The sequence below is a fragment of the Micromonospora sp. RTGN7 genome (assembly GCF_033804645.1).
Lineage (GTDB): Bacteria > Actinomycetota > Actinomycetes > Mycobacteriales > Micromonosporaceae > Micromonospora.
In genome coordinates this window covers 1-15,707 of sequence record NZ_JAPZLF010000012.1, presented here as the reverse complement: position 1 = coordinate 15,707, position 15,707 = coordinate 1, and the positions used below count along the sequence as shown (strand labels likewise).

At 72.5% G+C, this 15,707-nt stretch carries 14 protein-coding genes; 7 read left to right on the top strand and 7 right to left on the bottom strand.

Annotated elements, in window-relative coordinates; all coding sequences use genetic code 11:
- Positions 1 to 22 precede the first annotated feature (22 nt).
- The 3 genes from SNR22_RS18720 to SNR22_RS18710 all read left to right on the top strand — a co-directional run bounded on the left by SNR22_RS18720 (position 23) and on the right by SNR22_RS18710 (position 2,946).
- Positions 23 to 1,165, top strand: a complete 1,143-nt coding sequence (locus SNR22_RS18720; protein WP_320067898.1) for an LLM class flavin-dependent oxidoreductase — start codon at positions 23 to 25, stop codon at positions 1,163 to 1,165.
- Positions 1,162 to 1,785 carry an FMN reductase gene (locus SNR22_RS18715; RefSeq protein WP_320067897.1) on the top strand — a complete coding sequence of 208 codons (624 nt, stop codon included), beginning with the start codon at positions 1,162 to 1,164 and terminating at the stop codon, positions 1,783 to 1,785. Before SNR22_RS18720 ends, SNR22_RS18715 begins: the two co-directional genes overlap by 4 nt.
- Positions 1,786 to 2,034: 249 nt before the next feature.
- Complete coding sequence (locus SNR22_RS18710; protein ID WP_320067896.1) at positions 2,035 to 2,946, top strand: aminoglycoside phosphotransferase family protein; 912 nt, start codon at positions 2,035 to 2,037, stop codon at positions 2,944 to 2,946.
- Positions 2,947 to 3,293: 347 nt separating this feature from the next.
- On the opposite strand, the gene SNR22_RS18705 is transcribed toward SNR22_RS18710, so the two are convergent.
- The 3 genes from SNR22_RS18705 to SNR22_RS18695 form a co-directional block, all read right to left on the bottom strand.
- Positions 3,294 to 3,749: an Mth938-like domain-containing protein gene (locus SNR22_RS18705; protein ID WP_320068062.1), complete on the bottom strand. Its 456-nt coding sequence runs from the start codon at positions 3,747 to 3,749 to the stop codon at positions 3,294 to 3,296.
- A 363-nt stretch (positions 3,750 to 4,112) separates the two neighbouring features.
- A complete protein-coding gene (locus SNR22_RS18700) occupies positions 4,113 to 4,997 on the bottom strand; it encodes a universal stress protein (RefSeq protein WP_320068061.1) in 885 nt (294 codons plus the stop codon).
- A 619-nt stretch (positions 4,998 to 5,616) separates the two neighbouring features.
- A complete protein-coding gene (locus SNR22_RS18695) occupies positions 5,617 to 8,310 on the bottom strand; it encodes a cation-transporting P-type ATPase (protein ID WP_320067895.1) in 2,694 nt (897 codons plus the stop codon).
- A gap of 212 nt (positions 8,311 to 8,522) precedes the next feature.
- On the opposite strand from SNR22_RS18695, the gene SNR22_RS18690 reads away from it, so the two are divergent.
- From SNR22_RS18690 to SNR22_RS18680, 3 genes are all read left to right on the top strand, one after another.
- Positions 8,523 to 9,002: a GNAT family N-acetyltransferase gene (locus SNR22_RS18690; protein WP_320068060.1), complete on the top strand. Its 480-nt coding sequence runs from the start codon at positions 8,523 to 8,525 to the stop codon at positions 9,000 to 9,002.
- A 67-nt stretch (positions 9,003 to 9,069) separates the two neighbouring features.
- Positions 9,070 to 9,708, top strand: a complete 639-nt coding sequence (locus tag SNR22_RS18685) for a hypothetical protein (protein WP_320067894.1) — start codon at positions 9,070 to 9,072, stop codon at positions 9,706 to 9,708.
- A gap of 179 nt (positions 9,709 to 9,887) precedes the next feature.
- A complete protein-coding gene (locus SNR22_RS18680) occupies positions 9,888 to 11,225 on the top strand; it encodes a hemolysin family protein (protein ID WP_320067893.1) in 1,338 nt (445 codons plus the stop codon).
- Positions 11,226 to 11,345: 120 nt separating this feature from the next.
- Here the strand turns inward: SNR22_RS18680 and SNR22_RS18675 are convergent, their stop codons facing one another.
- From SNR22_RS18675 to SNR22_RS18660, 4 genes are all read right to left on the bottom strand, one after another.
- Positions 11,346 to 11,663 carry a PRC-barrel domain containing protein gene (locus SNR22_RS18675; RefSeq protein WP_320067892.1) on the bottom strand — a complete coding sequence of 106 codons (318 nt, stop codon included), beginning with the start codon at positions 11,661 to 11,663 and terminating at the stop codon, positions 11,346 to 11,348.
- Entirely contained in the window at positions 11,650 to 12,030 is a 381-nt protein-coding gene (locus SNR22_RS18670) for a PRC-barrel domain-containing protein (RefSeq protein WP_320067891.1), read from the bottom strand. Before SNR22_RS18670 ends, SNR22_RS18675 begins: the two co-directional genes overlap by 14 nt.
- 9 nt (positions 12,031 to 12,039) lie before the next feature.
- On the bottom strand, positions 12,040 to 13,269 hold the full coding sequence (locus SNR22_RS18665; protein ID WP_320067890.1) for an NRAMP family divalent metal transporter: 1,230 nt from the start codon (positions 13,267 to 13,269) through the stop codon (positions 12,040 to 12,042).
- Positions 13,270 to 13,356: 87 nt separating this feature from the next.
- Positions 13,357 to 13,740 carry a PaaI family thioesterase gene (locus SNR22_RS18660; RefSeq protein ID WP_320068059.1) on the bottom strand — a complete coding sequence of 128 codons (384 nt, stop codon included), beginning with the start codon at positions 13,738 to 13,740 and terminating at the stop codon, positions 13,357 to 13,359.
- A 106-nt stretch (positions 13,741 to 13,846) separates the two neighbouring features.
- On the opposite strand from SNR22_RS18660, the gene tyrS reads away from it, so the two are divergent.
- Positions 13,847 to 15,133, top strand: a complete 1,287-nt coding sequence (tyrS, locus tag SNR22_RS18655) for a tyrosine--tRNA ligase (protein ID WP_320068058.1) — start codon at positions 13,847 to 13,849, stop codon at positions 15,131 to 15,133.
- The last annotated feature ends 574 nt before the right edge of the window (positions 15,134 to 15,707 follow it).

The following is a 15,707-nucleotide window of genomic DNA, read 5'->3' as shown; positions in this document are numbered from 1 at the left end:
GGTAGTCAGCGAGGAGTGGGTCATGCAGTTCGGGATCTTCAGCGTCGGAGACGTCACCGTCGACCCGACCAACGGGCGGGAGCCGTCCGAGCACGAACGGATCAAGGCGATGGTGACGATCGCCCGCAAGGTGGAGGAGGTCGGCCTCGACGTCTTCGCCACCGGCGAGCACCACAACCCGCCGTTCGTGCCGTCGTCGCCCACCACCATGCTGGGCTGGATCGCGGCCCGCACCGAGCGGCTGCTGCTCTCCACCGCGACCACGCTGATCACCACCAACGACCCGGTGAAGATCGCCGAGGACTACGCGATGCTCCAGCACCTGGCCGACGGCCGGGTCGACCTGATGCTCGGTCGGGGCAACACCGGCCCGGTCTACCCGTGGTTCGGCAAGGACATCCGCGCCGGCATCCCGCTGACCATCGAGAACTACGACCTGCTGCACCGGCTGTGGCGCGAGGACGTCGTCGACTGGTCCGGCAAGTTCCGTACCCCGTTGCAGTCCTTCACCGCCACGCCGCGCCCGCTCGACGGGGTGCCGCCGTTCGTCTGGCACGGCTCGATCCGCAGCCCCGAGGTCGCCGAGCAGGCCGCCTACTACGGCGACGGCTTCTTCGCCAACCACATCTTCTGGCCTCCGGAGCACACCCAGCGGATGGTCGGCCTCTACCGGGAGCGCTTCGCCCACTACGGGCACGGCTCACCGGACCAGGCGATTGTGGGGCTCGGCGGGCAGGTGTTCATGCGGCGCAACTCGCAGGACGCGGTGCGGGAGTTCCGCCCGTACTTCGACAACGCCCCCGTCTACGGCCACGGGCCGTCGCTGGAGGAGTTCACCGAGCAGACCCCGCTGACCGTGGGCAGCCCGCAGCAGGTGATCGACCGCACCCTGGGCTTCCGCGACTACGTCGGCGACTACCAGCGGCAGCTCTTCCTGATCGACCACGCCGGCCTGCCGCTGAAGACCGTGCTGGAGCAGCTCGACCTCCTCGGCGAGGAGGTGGTCCCGGTGTTGCGTCGGGAGTTCGACGCACTGCGCCCCGCGCACGTGCCCGAGGCGCCCACCCACGCGTCGCTCGTCGCCGCCCGGGCCGCCGAGTCGGCCGTCGCCGGTTCTGCCGCCGAGTCGGCCGTCGCCGGTGCGGGGACGGAGGCCGGCCGATGAGCCGCCGAACCCTGGCCGTGGTCTCCGCCGGGCTCTCCCAGCCCTCGTCCACCCGGCTGCTCGCCGACCAGCTCGCCGCGGCCACCCGCGACGAGCTGGCCCGGGTGGGCGTCGAGGTCGAGCTCCGCCCGGTTGACCTGCGCGACCACGCCCACGACGTGGTCAACAACCTGCTCACCGGCTTCCCGCCGGCCAGCCTGCGCGAGGCACTGGACGCCGTCGCCGGGGCCGACGGCGTCGTGGCGGTCACGCCGATCTTCAACGGGTCGTACAACGGGCTGTTCAAGTCGTTCTTCGACGTGCTCGACTCCGGCACGCTGGTGGACCGGCCGGTGTTGATCGCCGCCACCGCTGGTACGGCCCGGCACTCGCTGGCTCTGGAGCACGCCCTCCGGCCGATGTTCGCGTACCTGCGGGCGGTGGTCGTGCCCACGGCGGTCTTCGCCGCACCGGAGGACTGGTCCGGTGGGACCGCCGACGGCGCTCTGCGCGCCCGCATCCTCCGCGCGGGCGGGGAACTGGCCGACCAGGTGCGGCGGCGGCCCGGCACCTCCCCGCCCGATCCGTTCGCGCTCACCACCAGCTTCGACGACCTGCTCGCCGGCCGCGACCGGCCCTGACCGGCACCGGCCCTGACCGGCACCAGCCGCTGACCCCGCCGGCCGCGTCGGTCCCCCGGGCCGGCTGCCCTCGCCGGTCGAGCCCAGGTTCTGAAGCCCTGTCGAGTCTTACCTGATGCTTGACGAATCCGCCCCAGCACATCCTGGACAGCTGACCTTCCCGCATGCAAGCCGCCCTCCGGATGATGAAGTGTCACGGTGACCAACCACGATGACGCGGCGGCTGTCCTACCGTTGACACTGGCTTGGGTGAGCCGGCACCTGGAAGTCGGCGAGCGAATCGTCGAGACCGAGATGCTGCACGGCGGCATCACTGCCCAAATGCGAAGGCTGACCATCGGCACGCCGGACGGCAGCACCCGGGTCCTGGTGCTGCGGAGCTTCGTCGACCCGTTCTACGTGGGACACGCCGAGGACTGGCTGAGCAGGGAGGCCGACGCCCTTTCTCTGCTCACGCGGACCAGCGTGCCGGCTCCTGGACTGGTCGCGGTCGATCCGACCGCCACGCATTGCGCGTATCCATCGCTCCTGATGACACATCTGGCAGGCCGGACGATCCTCCACGATGAGGGAGCGGGGACGCGGGTTCTCCTGCTGGCCCGTCAGCTCGTGGCGATCCACGCAGTGCGACCTGCCGAGCGGCCCCGAAAGTATGCGACGTTGACGACCGCCGACACCGTTGTGACTCCGAAGGGCGCCGACCCGGGGGCTTGGGCCGCAGCGATCGACGTGATCCGCAAGCCCGCGCCGCCCTATGAAGGGCGATTCCTGCACCGGGACTTTCAACCCGGCAACGTGCTGTTCGACGTGCCGCCCCCAGGGCCGGCAGGTGCCCGGATCACCGGGGTCGTCGACTGGGCAGGGACCTCCTGGGGCCCGGCGGATCTCGATGTGGCGCACTGCTCCACCAATCTCGCGCTGTTGCACGGGCCGGCCTGGGGCCCGCGGTTCGTGCAGGCGTACGAGGAGGCCGGTGGGGTGCTGGCCGCAGCCGCGAGTGAGCGGCTGTATTGGCAAGTGCGGGACGCGCTGGCGTGCTCAGAAGAGGTGCAGTCGATGGCGCAGCCATGGCGCGAGGCAGGCAGGACAGACCTGACAACGCGGGCCGTGGAGGAGCGTCTGGACGCCTATGTCACCGCCCTGATGGACACGTCGGGCTGAATCGAAGCAGGTCCCGGCGCACGGCCTGACCAAGAGGGAACCGTGCAGCCCTTTGCGCACGATCCCGACCCAACTGCCTGCCGGCACGGTGACGATGGCGGCGTCGCCCAACGCGACGATCCCGACCAGCCCGGTGGACAGAGCAGCGATCTGGCCGAGACGGCTACTTCAACGACGTCGACGTCGAGGACCGTGCCGGCCCGTTCCGCGTACCACACCTTCGATGAGGTCGCTGTCGACGGTGCGCGGGGTGGTGCCGAGCACGAGCAGCACGACCCGCCACGTACAGCGCGAGATGCCGCCGCGCGTCCGCATCTGCCGCTGCCAGCGTGTGTCTGTGGTGGCGTTTAGCAGGTCGAGTGGAACAGTCCTGCGACGGCGGTGCCACTGGTGGCGAGGTTGTTGTAGATCTGGACTGCCCCGGTGGTCTCGGCCATGTGGACGGTGACCCCGCGCTCGTCCAGCAGTCTGAGGGTACGCGGGTCGACCTGGAGTTGAAGTTGCATGCCACGCGACAGTACGACCGTCGTGGCGCCGTGAGCTAGAAGCTCTTGGACATCGTCGGGCTGAACACCCGGGCTGTGGCGAGTACCGGTTTCGGACCAGTCCCACGGGCGGCCACCCCCGGGGTAGAGCTTGAAGTCCTTGCCAACTCCAAAGTTTTCGACGTCCATGCGACCCCATGAGATCGACAGGACGAGGGGCGACCGAGTTGTTTCGCTAGACACCGCGTCCCCTCGTTCAGCGGAGCCGCGTCGGCCGCGGCCAAACGTTCTGTACAGGCTGTCAGAACTTACTCTCATGCCGCGATCCGCGCGCCAAAAGCGCAGCAACAGCGAGGCCGCGCCCGGCCATGTGCCAGGCGAGGATCGCAACCGCGCCAGCTTGTCCACGTCCCCGGGCCCGATCCGGTGGCTGCGCCTGGCCGCCGTGCCCGGCGGGGATCGCAACTGATGGGCCACTCCCCGCTTTGCCTCCGGCGCTGCCCTGTACCCGGTCGCCATGCGGGGCGAGGATCGCAGCGTCAGCGCCCGGCTACGACGTCAGTAGGTGCGGAGGAGGGGAGCGTTCACACCTGCGCCGGGGCGGCGCGGCATCGGCCAGTCCGGAATGAGGGTGCTTGTCGTTTGTGGGGGTGACCGTGGCCGGGGTGGCCGCCCGGCCGCTCAGCCGGCGTCGGTCGGGTACGGGTGGGCCACCAGCACCGGGCAGTGCGCGTGCTGCACCAGCGCCTGGCTGACCGAGCCGAGCAGCAGCCCGGCGAAGCCGCCGCGCCCACGGGAGCCGACCACCACCAGGGTCGCGTCCCCGCTCGCCTCGATCAGCGCCTGCTCGGGCTTGGCCGCCCGCAGCGGTCGCCGCTCGACGGTCAGGCCCGGGTGCGCCGCCTCCACCTCGGCGGCGGCCCCGGCGAGCAGGTCCGTCGAGTCGGCCCGGCCCGCCGCCCCCGACTCCGCGACCTCGTCGGGCACTGGGCGGCCGTCGTCGGCCGTCGCGACGTGCGCCAGCACCAGGCCGGTGCCCCGGTGGGCCGCCTCGGCGGCGGCGAGGGCGACGGCGAACCGCCCCGGCTCCGACCCGTCCACCCCGACGACCACCGGGCCGTCGACCGGGATCGGCTGCTCCTCGGGGCGGACGACCAGCACCGGGCAGTGCCCGTGCCCGGCCACCTGGGCGCTGACCGAGCCGACCAGCAGGCCGGCGAAGCCGCCCAGCCCTCGGCTGCCGACCACCACCAGTTCCGCCCGCCGGGACTCCTCGACCAGGCTCGCCGCGGGACCGCCGGCCACCTCACGCACCCCGAGGTCGACGCCGGGCCAGCGCCCGCGCAGCTCGGCCGCCGTCCGGTCGAGCATCCGCCGGGACTCGTCGGTCGGCGCGGGCACCCCGAGGTCGTACGGGTTGATCGGCACGCCGTAGCCGAGCGGGTGCAGGTAGCCGTGCACCAGCAGCAGCGGCCGGGACCGCCATACGGCCTCCTGCGCCGCGTGCTCGGCGGCGACCAGGCTCGACGGCGATCCGTCCACGCCCACCACGACAGGTCGGTTCATCAGCTCTCCTGGGCTCGTGTTCAGGGACCATTGTCGACGGCGCCACCGCCGAGAAACGGCATTTGCCCGGACCCGCCGCCGGACCCGCCGCCGGGCACGCCTCGCCGGGCACGCCTCGCCGGGGCGCATGCCGCAGACCGCCACCCGACGCCCGGGCTGCCGGGCCCGACGCCGCCACCGGAGCCCGTCGTGCCCGTACGCGGGAGCTTGTCCTGCCTGTTCCCGGCTCCGGGCCTGCCTGTTCCACTGCGCTGGTCGTGCCCGTCCCGGGCGGGGGAGCGGCCGGGGCGGGCACGGGGTCGGCCGGAGCCGCACCTGCGGGTATTGCGCCGCCCAGCCGGCGACCGTCTCGGCGAGCGCCCGCTCGGCGAAGCCGCCGAGGCCGCGGGAGCCGAGCACCAGCAGTGCCGCGTCGTGGGACTCCCGCAGCAGCACAGGGTCGGGGGAGCCGTCGACGATGTCGCCGACCACGTCGACCGCGGCGGAGACCTTCTTCGCTTCGGCGACCGCCTCGGCGACGATGTTCTGCGCGTGGTGACGCACGACCGGGGCACCGGAAACGTTGGTCATCGCATCTTCCTTCGTCCGGCTCCAGCCTGCTCCGGCGCGGGCCTGCCGGTCAGGGCCGCGGGCCCCGACCGGCGGGCCTCTGGTCCCGATCCCCGCCGCCGGTGGGGTCGGGCACCGCGCCGGCGGGGTCGGATTCCCCGCGAGGGCTCGCCGGGGTGGCTCCCGGCCCGGCGGGAATGCCGCCGCGACGGGGGCGCAGCAGGCGCAGCGCCAGCGCCGGCAGCACGGCGACCGCCGCGCACGCCGCCAGCTCGCTCGCCCCGAGCGGGTCGGTGCCGAGCAACGCCCGCAGCGGCTCGACCAGCACCCCGCCGACCTGGAGCAGCGCCGAGACGGCCACCGCGACCAGCAGCGCCGGGTTGCCCGCCCGCCCGCCCGCGGGCCGCGGCGCCCGGACCGCCAGCGCCACCCCGAGCTGCGCCAGGCCGAGGACCACGAAGACCACCGACTGCCAGGGGCGGTCCCAATGGGCGGCGAGCACCCCGGCGCCCAACGTCACGGCCGCGATCAGCCCGCCGGTGAGCAGGACGTCCCGGCCGAGGCCGGCGCCCAGCACCGACTCCTGCGGCGAGCGCGGCGTGCGGTGCAGCGTCCCCGGCTCGGCCGGCTCCGCCCCGAGCGCCACCCCCGGCACCCCATGGGTGAGCAGATTGATCCAGAGGATCTGCGCCGGCAGCAGCGGCACGGCCAGCCCGAACAGCGGGCCGATCAACATCACCGCGATCTCGGCGAGCCCGCCGGAGAGGGCGTAGCGCAGGAACCGGCGGATGTTGTCGTAGACGCGTCGGCCCTCGCCGATCGCGGCGGCAACGGTGGACAGTTCGTCGTCGACCAGCACCAGGTCGGCGGCCTGCCGGGCCACCTCGGTGCCCCCGCCCATCGCCACCCCGATGTCGGCGCGGCGCAGCGCCGGGGCATCGTTGACCCCGTCCCCGGTCATCGCCACCACATGACCCCGGGCCTGTAACCCGGCGATGATGTCGAGCTTCTGCTCCGGCTGGGTGCGCGCGTACACCCGGGCCGCCGGGTGCGCATCGGCCAGGTCGCCGTCGTCGCCCCGGACCAGCGGGTCACCCTCGCGCCAGATGCCGAGCTGACCGCCGATCGCGGCGGCCGTCGCCGGGTGGTCCCCGGTTACCAGCAGCAACCGGACCCCGGCCGCGTCGAAGCTCGCTGCGAGGTCGGCGGCGCCGGCCCGCAGCGGATCGCCGACGGCGACCAATCCCGCGGGCCGCAGCCCGGTCGGCACGGCCGGGTCGGGCAGGGTCTCGACCAGTGCCGTCGCGACCGCGAGTACCCGTAGCCCCGCGCCGGCCAACTCCTGCGCCCGGGCCGCCAGCGCGGCGATCTCCGCGTCGTCCGCGTCGAGCAGCGGCGCGGTGAGGACGTTCTCCGGAGCGCCCTTGCACACCACCAACCAGCGACCGTCGCAGGACCGGTGCACCGTGGTCATCCGGCGGGTCGCCTGATCGAAGGGGTGCTCGGCGACCCGGGGCCAGGCGGTCCGGGTGGTCTCCGGGGTCAGTCCGCACCGGGCGGCGAAGGCCACCAGCGCCGCCTCCAGTGGGTCGCCCACCGCGTCCCAGCCCGGTCGCTCGTCCGTCGGCGGAGAGAGCACGGCATCGTTGCAGAGCAGCCCGGCCCGCGCCAGGCGGCGCAGCTCATCAGGAACGGCCACGGTGGCGCCGTCGCGCCGAACCGCCCCGCGCGGCTCGTAGCCCGCGCCGGTGACGTCGTAGGCGGATCCGTCGGCGGTCACCGCCCGCTGCACCGCCATCCGGCCCTCGGTCAGGGTGCCCGTCTTGTCGGACGCGATCACGGTCACCGAGCCCAGCGTCTCCACCGCGTGCAGTTGCCGGGGGATGGCCCGCTTCGAGGCCATCCGACGGGCGCCGAGGGCCAGCGCCAGCGTCACCACGGCCGGCAGCGACTCCGGCACCGCCGCGACGACCAGGCTGACAGCGGTGACCGCCATGTCCACCACCGGCCGCCCGCTGAGGATGCCGAGGCCGAACACGAGCCCGGACAGTGCCACCGCGACCAACCCGAGCATCCGGCCCAGTCCGGCGAGCCGGCGCTGCAACGGGGTGGCCCCGGGTCGGGTGGCGGTGACCAGGGCGCTGATCCGGCCCAGCGCGCTCGCCGCCCCGGTACGGATCACCGTGCCCGCCGCCCGGCCGACGGTCACCACGGTGCCGGCCGCCACTTCGTCGTCGACGTCCCGGTCCACCGGCACCGACTCGCCGGTCAGCGCCGACTCGTCCAGGCGCAACCGGCTCGCCTCGACCAGCCGCAGGTCCGCCGGGACGACGTCGCCGGCCTCGACGCGTACCAGGTCGCCGCGGACCACCCCGGAAGCCGGCACGATCAGGTCGTGGCCGTCGCGGATCACCCGCGCGTTCGGCGCGGCGATCTGGTCCAGCGCGGCGATCGCCCGGTCCGCGCGGACCTCCTGCACCACGCCGATCGCGGTGTTCACCAGCACGACCAGGACGATGACCGCGGTGTCCGGCCAGTCGCCGAGCGCGGCGGTGACCACGGCCGCGACCAGCAGCAGTGCCACCAGCGGGTCAACGAGCTGACGTAGGACGCGAGCGGTCAGGTGCCGGCGGGCCGGCCTGGCGATGCTGTTCGGGCCGTCGGCGTGCAGCCGGGCGGCGGCCTCGTCCGAACTCAGCCCGCCCGGTTCGTCTTCGTCCAGCCTGCCCGGTTCGTCCAGCCGGGTCCTGGTCTCAGTGCGCATCCGTCCGTTCCCCTCCGACCGGTGCCGGCCCCTCGTCCCCGTGGCGCGTAGCCGGGAACGCCGTCCCCCTCCACCGTCGTGCGCGCGAGCCGACGGCGGCAGGGGCGTTGCGCCCGACCGGCCCGGGACCAACGGCCCTGACGCCGAGGGCCCGCGCGGGGTGGTGCCCGAACCGTAGGTCCCGTTCCGGCGACCGATACCCTGCCCCGGTGATCGCCGAGGATTTGCGTCTGCGACCGGTACGCGACGACGACCTGCCCCACCTCTTCGCCTTCGAGCAGGACCCGGAGGCCAACCGGGTGGCCGCCTTCGGCCCTGCCGACCCGGCGGACCGGGCGGCGTTCGAGGCGCACTGGCGGCGTATCCGCGCCGACCCGGCCATCGTCGTGCGCACCGTAACCGTCGACGACGCGGTCGTGGGCCACGTGGTCGCCTTCCCCGTCGACGAGCAGACGGAGGTCAGCTACTGGATCGACCGGGCCGGCTGGGGCCGTGGGTACGCCACCCGGGCCCTTACCGCGCTGCTGGCCGAGTTGCCGCAGCGACCGGTGCACGCCCGCATCGTCAAGGACAACGCCGCCTCCCTCGCCGTGCTGCGCAAGTGCGGCTTCGTCGTCCGGGGTGAGGACCGGGGGTACGCCAACGGTCGTGGTGCCGAGGTCGAGGAATGGGTCCTGGAACTCGCCGGCTGACCTCGGGCGCGGCAACCGGGTGGCGGCCCCGCAGGCGAGCTGAGCTGGTTGCCACTAGTCTCGCGGGGTGAACTGGCTGGATTTGATCGGTTGGATCGGCTCGGCGCTGCTGGTCTGGTCGCTGCTGCAGACGCGCGTCCTCCGGCTGCGTGCGCTCAACCTCGTCGGCTGTCTGGTGCTGATCGGCTACAACGCCGCCCTCGCTGTCTGGCCGATGGTCGGGCTGAACGTAGTGCTCGCCGTGATCAACGTGTGGTACCTGCGGAAGATGCTGCGCACCCGGCACGACGAGGAGACGTACCAGGTCGTCGAGGTGGGCGTCCACGACCAGTTCCTGGCCCACACCCTGCGGGTGCACGCCGCTGACATCGCCCGGTTCAACCCTGACTTCCACTGGGTTGGGCACACCAGCCAGCGTTCGGCGTTCCTGGTGGTCCGCGCCGACGAGGTGGTGGGGGTGGTGCTGGCGCACGCCGAGGCCGACGTAGTCCAGGTCGACCTGGACTACGTGACCCAGCGCTTCCGCGACTTCACTCCCGGGGAGTTCGTCTACCGGCGCAGCAGCCTCTTCACCGATCGGGGGTTCCGTCGGGTGGTGAGCCCGTCCGGCATGGTCGCCCCCTACTACCACCGGCTCGGCTTCCGCCCCGAGGGCGGCTCCTACGTGCTCGACCTGCCCGCCCCGCCCGTCGCCGACCGGGCCTGACCCACCGTCGCCCCCGGGCCCTGACCCGCCGCTCGGCTCGGCCCTGACCGGCCGATTGGCCGGGGCAGGATTCACGGACCCGTGCACGGGGCACAAACAGCCCAGTGCCGGCCGAATCCTTGGGGCGGCGCCACCGGTCGTACCCGACCGGGTCGTCCTCGTGAGGGAGAGAACCAGGCGTGCAGAGCTACTGGAGCCAACTGGCCCTGGTCGGAGTCCTGGTCGTCCTCAACGCGATCTTCGCGGGCAGCGAGATGGCGCTGGTCTCGCTGCGGGACAGCCAGATCCAGCGGCTGGAACGCACGAGCCGGGCCGGCCGGGTGCTGGCCCGCCTCGCCAAGGACCCCAACCGCTTCCTCGCCACCATCCAGATCGGCATCACCCTGGCCGGCTTCCTCGCCTCGGCCGCCGCGGCCGTCTCCCTGGCCAAGCCAGTCGTGCCGCTGCTCGGGATGTTCGGCACCGCCGCGGAGACCCTCGCCATCGTGGTGGTCACCCTGGCCCTGACCTTCGTGACCCTGGTCTTCGGCGAGCTGGCCCCGAAACGGATCGCCATGCAGTCCGCCGAGCGCTGGGCGTTGCTGGTCGCCCGCCCGCTGGACCTGCTGGCCACCCTCACCCGGCCGGCGGTCTGGCTGCTCGGCGCGACCAGTGACCTGGTGGTCCGCCTGGTCGGGCTCAACCCGAAGCACGAACCGGACGAGATCGGCCCGGACGAGCTGCGCGACATCGTCGCCGGCAACCACGGCTTCACCAAGGAACAGCGGATCATCATCGCCGGCGCGGTGGAGATCGCCGACCGGCGGCTGCGCGCGGTGCTCGTACCCCGGTTGCGGGTCTTCACGCTCGACAGCGGGACCACCGCGGAGGCCGCGCGGCTGGTGCTGGCCGCGACCGGGCACTCCCGCGCGCCGGTGGTGCGCCACGGCGGCCTCGACGACGCGGTCGGCGTCATCCACCTGCGTGACCTGGTCGGCGTGCCCGACGACCGCCCCGTCGACGACTGCGCCCGCCCGCCGATGCTGCTGCCCGACTCGCTTCCGGTGGTCGACGCGCTGCGCCAGTTCAAGTCGGAACGCCAGCACATCGCCCTGGTCGTCGACGAGCGCGGCGCGGTCGACGGAATCGTCACCCTGGAGGACATCCTCGAGGAGATCGTCGGCGAGATCTACGACGAGACCGACCGGGACGTGCACGGCGTACGCACCGAGGCCGACGGGGCGTTGCTGCTGCCCGGCACCTTCCCGGTGCACGACCTCTCCGACATCGGCGTCGACCTGCCCGGCCGTCCCGGCGGCGACTACACCACCGTCGCCGGGCTGGTGCTCACCCTGCTCGGGCACATCCCCACCGTCGCCGGCGAGGACATCACCATCGACGGGTGGGAGCTGGAGGTCGCCGACATCGACCAGCGGGCCATCACCGCGGTACGGCTGCGCCGGGTCACCGTACCGGCCGAGCCGGACACCGAGGGGACCGCCGAGGCCGCGCCCGCCCTCGACCCGGCCCGCGGCTGACCCGACCGTCCGTCTCGCCGCCGTGCACTCCTGTCCTTCCGCCGACCCGACCGTCGGTTCCGCCGCCGCGCCCTCCCGCCGAGCGGGGTCGCGGCTGCGCCCCGGCTGTGCCGGCGCGGCTCAGCGCGGCTCCTCCGGCTCCCCGAACGGGAAGCCGGGCACCGGCGGGACCAGTCGGACCGCGTCGGTCGGCACCTGCTGGCTGTTGTGGCTGAGCAGCCGGGCCACCCAGCGGATCAGCCACGGGCCCGACGGGTGCCGCTCGGGTCCGATCAGCCGGCCGATCACCCGGTTGAACCAGTGCCTCGCGACGACCACGTCGGTCAGCCGCAGCCTCCCCTGCGGGCCGGATCCGCGCACCACCACGTCCGCCACCCGGCCCAACCGCCGGCCGTGCAGGTCGTACGCGGACCGGCCGATCAGCTCACCCGCTCGCACGGTTCGACCCCGGGATCCGGTCGATCAGGTGCCGCCGTACCCACGCCTCCGTCGGGGAGCCGGGCAGCTCGTCGAGGCGGGTCCGTAGCCGTACCGCGCTGTCCACCCGCTCGACCATCGGGTACGGGATACGCAGCGGCGCCGCCGACGGGTCGTCGACGAACCGGTCCGCGACCGCGACGAGGAGCCGCCCGACCCGCCCGCCGATCCGCTGCCCGAGCGCCCCCTGCCCGGTCAGCAGGGCGGTCACGTACGGCACCCTGTCGGTGTCGACCCCGAACTCCACGTCGTCGACCTTGCCGACCAGCCGCCCGTCCCGGTCGACGATCTGTCGGTCGAGCAACTGTCGGCCGAGCTGCATCCTCATGGCTCGTCCTCACCGTCCCATCCTCGTCATCACCGCCAGCGGGATCGCCGCCACCGAGGCGGCGACGATGAGCAGCAGGACCACCGCCCCCAGTAGGTTCAGCACCGGCCCGTTCACCCGGTCGCCCAGGTACGTCCGGTCGTTCGCCACGATCAGGATCGGCAGGTACGTCAGCGGCAGCACCACCGCGCTGACGATCAGCATGTACTCGGTCAGCGTCACCGGGTTGATCGTGGTCAGCAGTACCAGCACCCCGAGCAGGACGCTGACCAGCAACACGCCGTGGAACCGGGCTGCCTCCCGCGGGCTCACCCGCTTGCCCCACTGCCAGCCGAAGTACTGCGCGGCGGCGTACGCGGCGCCCAGCCCGGTCTCCAACGCGGCGCCGAAGGTCACCGCGAAGAACGCCAGCACCGCCACCGCCAGCCCCAGGCCCCCGAATGCGAGCACCACCGGCTGCGCCACCTGGTCGAGGGAGTCCAACGACGCCCCGCCCGGGTGGTACACCACCGTCGCCGTGGCGATCAGCGACAGGGCGAGGAACCCGCCGACCGGGAAACCGATCAGCACGTTGGTCCGGGCGTCGGCCAGGTCCCTGCTGCTCCACCGCTCCTCCACCCCGCCCGAGGAGAAGAAGAACACCTCGTACGGGCTGACCGTCGAGGCGAACAGGGCCACCGCCACGAACCAGTACGCCCCCCAGCCCTGCCCCGCCGCCCCGCCGTGCAACACAGCGCCCCGGCCGAGCGCCGCCCAGTCGGTGGGCAGCCGGAACAGCGCCACCGCGAAGACCACCAGGGTCAGCCCGGCCAGCCCGAAGATCCGCTCCATCAGCTGGAACCGCATCCGCCACAGCACCAGCCAGACGGCCAGGGCGGCGACCGGCACCCAGATCAGGTAGTTCAGCCCGGAGGCCAGTTGCAGGGCCAGCGCCACCCCGCCCAACTCGGCGGCCAGGGTCAGCACCGTCACCAGGTAGGAGGCCACCAGGTTGAGCAGCGCCACCCGCGGCCCCAGCCGCTCCCGGACCAGGTCGAAGACCGCCCGCCCGCTGACCGCCGCGATCCGTCCGGCCATTTCGGCGTACGCGCAGATGCCGACCACCCCGAGCAGCAGCACCCAGGCGTGGGCCATGCCGAAGCGGGCCCCGGCCTGACTCGCCGCCACCAGGTCGCCGATGTCCACGAACCCGCCGACGGCGGAGAGGACGCCGAGCGTGGCGGCGAGGAGTTTCCTCACCTGGGGCGCGGATCAACGGGTGCCATCGCCGCGACGATACCGGGCGGAAAGCCCCGAAAGCCCCTAACCGGGCACCCGGTGGGCGGTTCAGTCGACGGTCAGGTTCTGCAACCGGACCTGCCCCCGGGAGACCAGCCGCCCCGCCTCGTCGGCGATCTCGACCTGCCACAGCTGCTGGCTGCGGCCCCGGTGGACCGGCGTGCCGACGGCCGTCAGCTCGCCGCTGCGCACCGCGCGGAGGAAGTCCGTCTGGTTCGCCACCCCGACCACCCGGCCCTGCTCGCCCAGCCACAGGGAGCCGCCGATGCTCGCGGCGGTCTCCACCACCGCGCAGTACACCCCGCCGTGCTGGATGCCGTGCGGCTGGTGCAGCTCGGGGCGGACCCGCCACCGGATCACCACCCGATCCCCGCTCGCCTCGTCGAACTCGAGGCCGAGCAGGGCCACAAAGCCTCCGGTTTCCTCCGGCATCTCCACGACGGCTCCTCCTCGCGTACGAAAGGGCCCAGCCTAGCCAACGGTGAGCGGAGAGAACCCGGTACCGCACGGACCCTGGGGTGGGGGAGAATCGGTGACCGTGACCGACAGCAGCCCCCCGCCGACCGTGCGGGACTCCCTGACCGAAGACCTGCAGTGGCGAGGCCTGATCCAGGACTCGACCGGCGCCGACGAGCTGTGCGCGCTGCTCGACGGCGGGGTCGCCACCTTCTATGTGGGCTTCGACCCGACGGCGGCGAGCCTGCACGTCGGCCACCTCATGCAGGTCATCACCGCCCGCCGGCTCCAGCTCGCCGGGCATCGGCCGCTGCTGCTCGTCGGCGGGGCCACCGGCCAGATCGGCGACCCCAAGGAGAGCGCCGAGCGCTCACTGAACCCGCCGGAGGTGGTCGCCGGCTGGGTGGGCCGGATTCGCGACCAGCTCTCGCCCTTCGTGTCGTACACCGGGGACAACGCGGCGCAGCTGGTCAACAACCTGGACTGGACCGCCGAGATGTCGGTGGTCGAGTTCCTCCGTGACGTCGGCAAGCACTTCCCGGTGAACAAGATGCTGGCCCGGGAGGTGGTCAAGGCCCGGCTGGAGACCGGCATCAGCTTCACCGAGTTCAGCTACCAGCTCATCCAGGCCAACGACTTCTACGAGTTGCACCGCCGGCACGACTGCCGGCTCCAGTTCGGCGGCTCCGACCAGTGGGGCAACATCACCGCCGGCGTCGACTACGTCAGGCGACGGGGGGCCGGGCCGGTGCAGGCGTTCGTCACCCCGCTGGTGACCAAGGCCGACGGCACGAAGTTCGGCAAGACCGAGGGCGGCGCCGTCTGGCTCGACCCCGAGCTGACCAGCTCGTACGCGTTCTACCAGTTCTGGCTCAACGCCGACGACCGGGACGTGCTCCGCTACCTGCGCTACTTCAGCTTCCGCTCGCGTGCGGAGATCGAGCAGCTGGAGAAGGAGACGGCGGAGCGGCCGGCGGCGCGGCTCGCCCAGCGGGCCCTCGCCGAGGAGCTGACCACCCTGGTGCACGGCGAGCGGGAGATGGCCCAGGCGGTCGCCGCGAGCCAGGCGCTGTTCGGCCGCGGGTCGTTGGACGAGCTGACCCCGGAGACGCTGCGTGCGGCGCTGGCCGAGGCAGGGCTGGTGCACCTCGCCGAGCTGCCCGATGTCGCCGGCCTGCTCAAGGAGTCGGGCCTGGTGTCGAGCATGAAGGAGGCCCGGCGGGTGATCGCGGAGGGCGGTGCGTACGTCAACAACAATCGGATCACCGAGGTCGACGCCGAGGTCTCCCCGACGGAGCTGCTGCACGGCCGGTACCTCGTCCTGCGTCGCGGCAAGAAGTCCTTCGCCGGGGTCGAGCTGCGCGCATAGCGGGTACGGCGCGATTGTGATGCGGGACGCCCCCGACGGATTTGACGATCAATCCGTCGGGGGCGTAACTTTCTCTCTGTCAGCGCGGAACGGACGAAACGGGACGGAAGTCCTCAAGGCCGGAGCGCGACAACGAGCACGGATCACGAGGGAAGCACTCCTCGCGAGCCGGGCCGGGCGGGGCCCCGGATCTGCCGCAGGGCGGATTTGGCGAGGCGAGACCGACCGGGTATCGTTCAACGCCGGTAGGGAACCGGGCGAGCTTGCGGTCACCGCAGCGGCCGGCCTGCCGGAAGCCACAGACGAGCTGGCAAAAGCCGGTGACTGTGTGGTGCCCGCAAATTGGGTGGAAGCGGGTCGGATCGGGAAACACCGGTTTGACAAGGCAGAAACCAGCGGGTAACGTAGTAAAAGTGCCCAGCGCGAAAGCGGCGGGTGCGAGGAACGGAACGGTGAACGGAAATGCCCCGGATGGGCTCCCATTGTGTGGGGGTTTCGGATGGTGTGTGGTTGTTCTTTGAGAACTCAACAGGGTGCTTGATAAGCCAGTGCCAATTATGATTTATACCCCGTG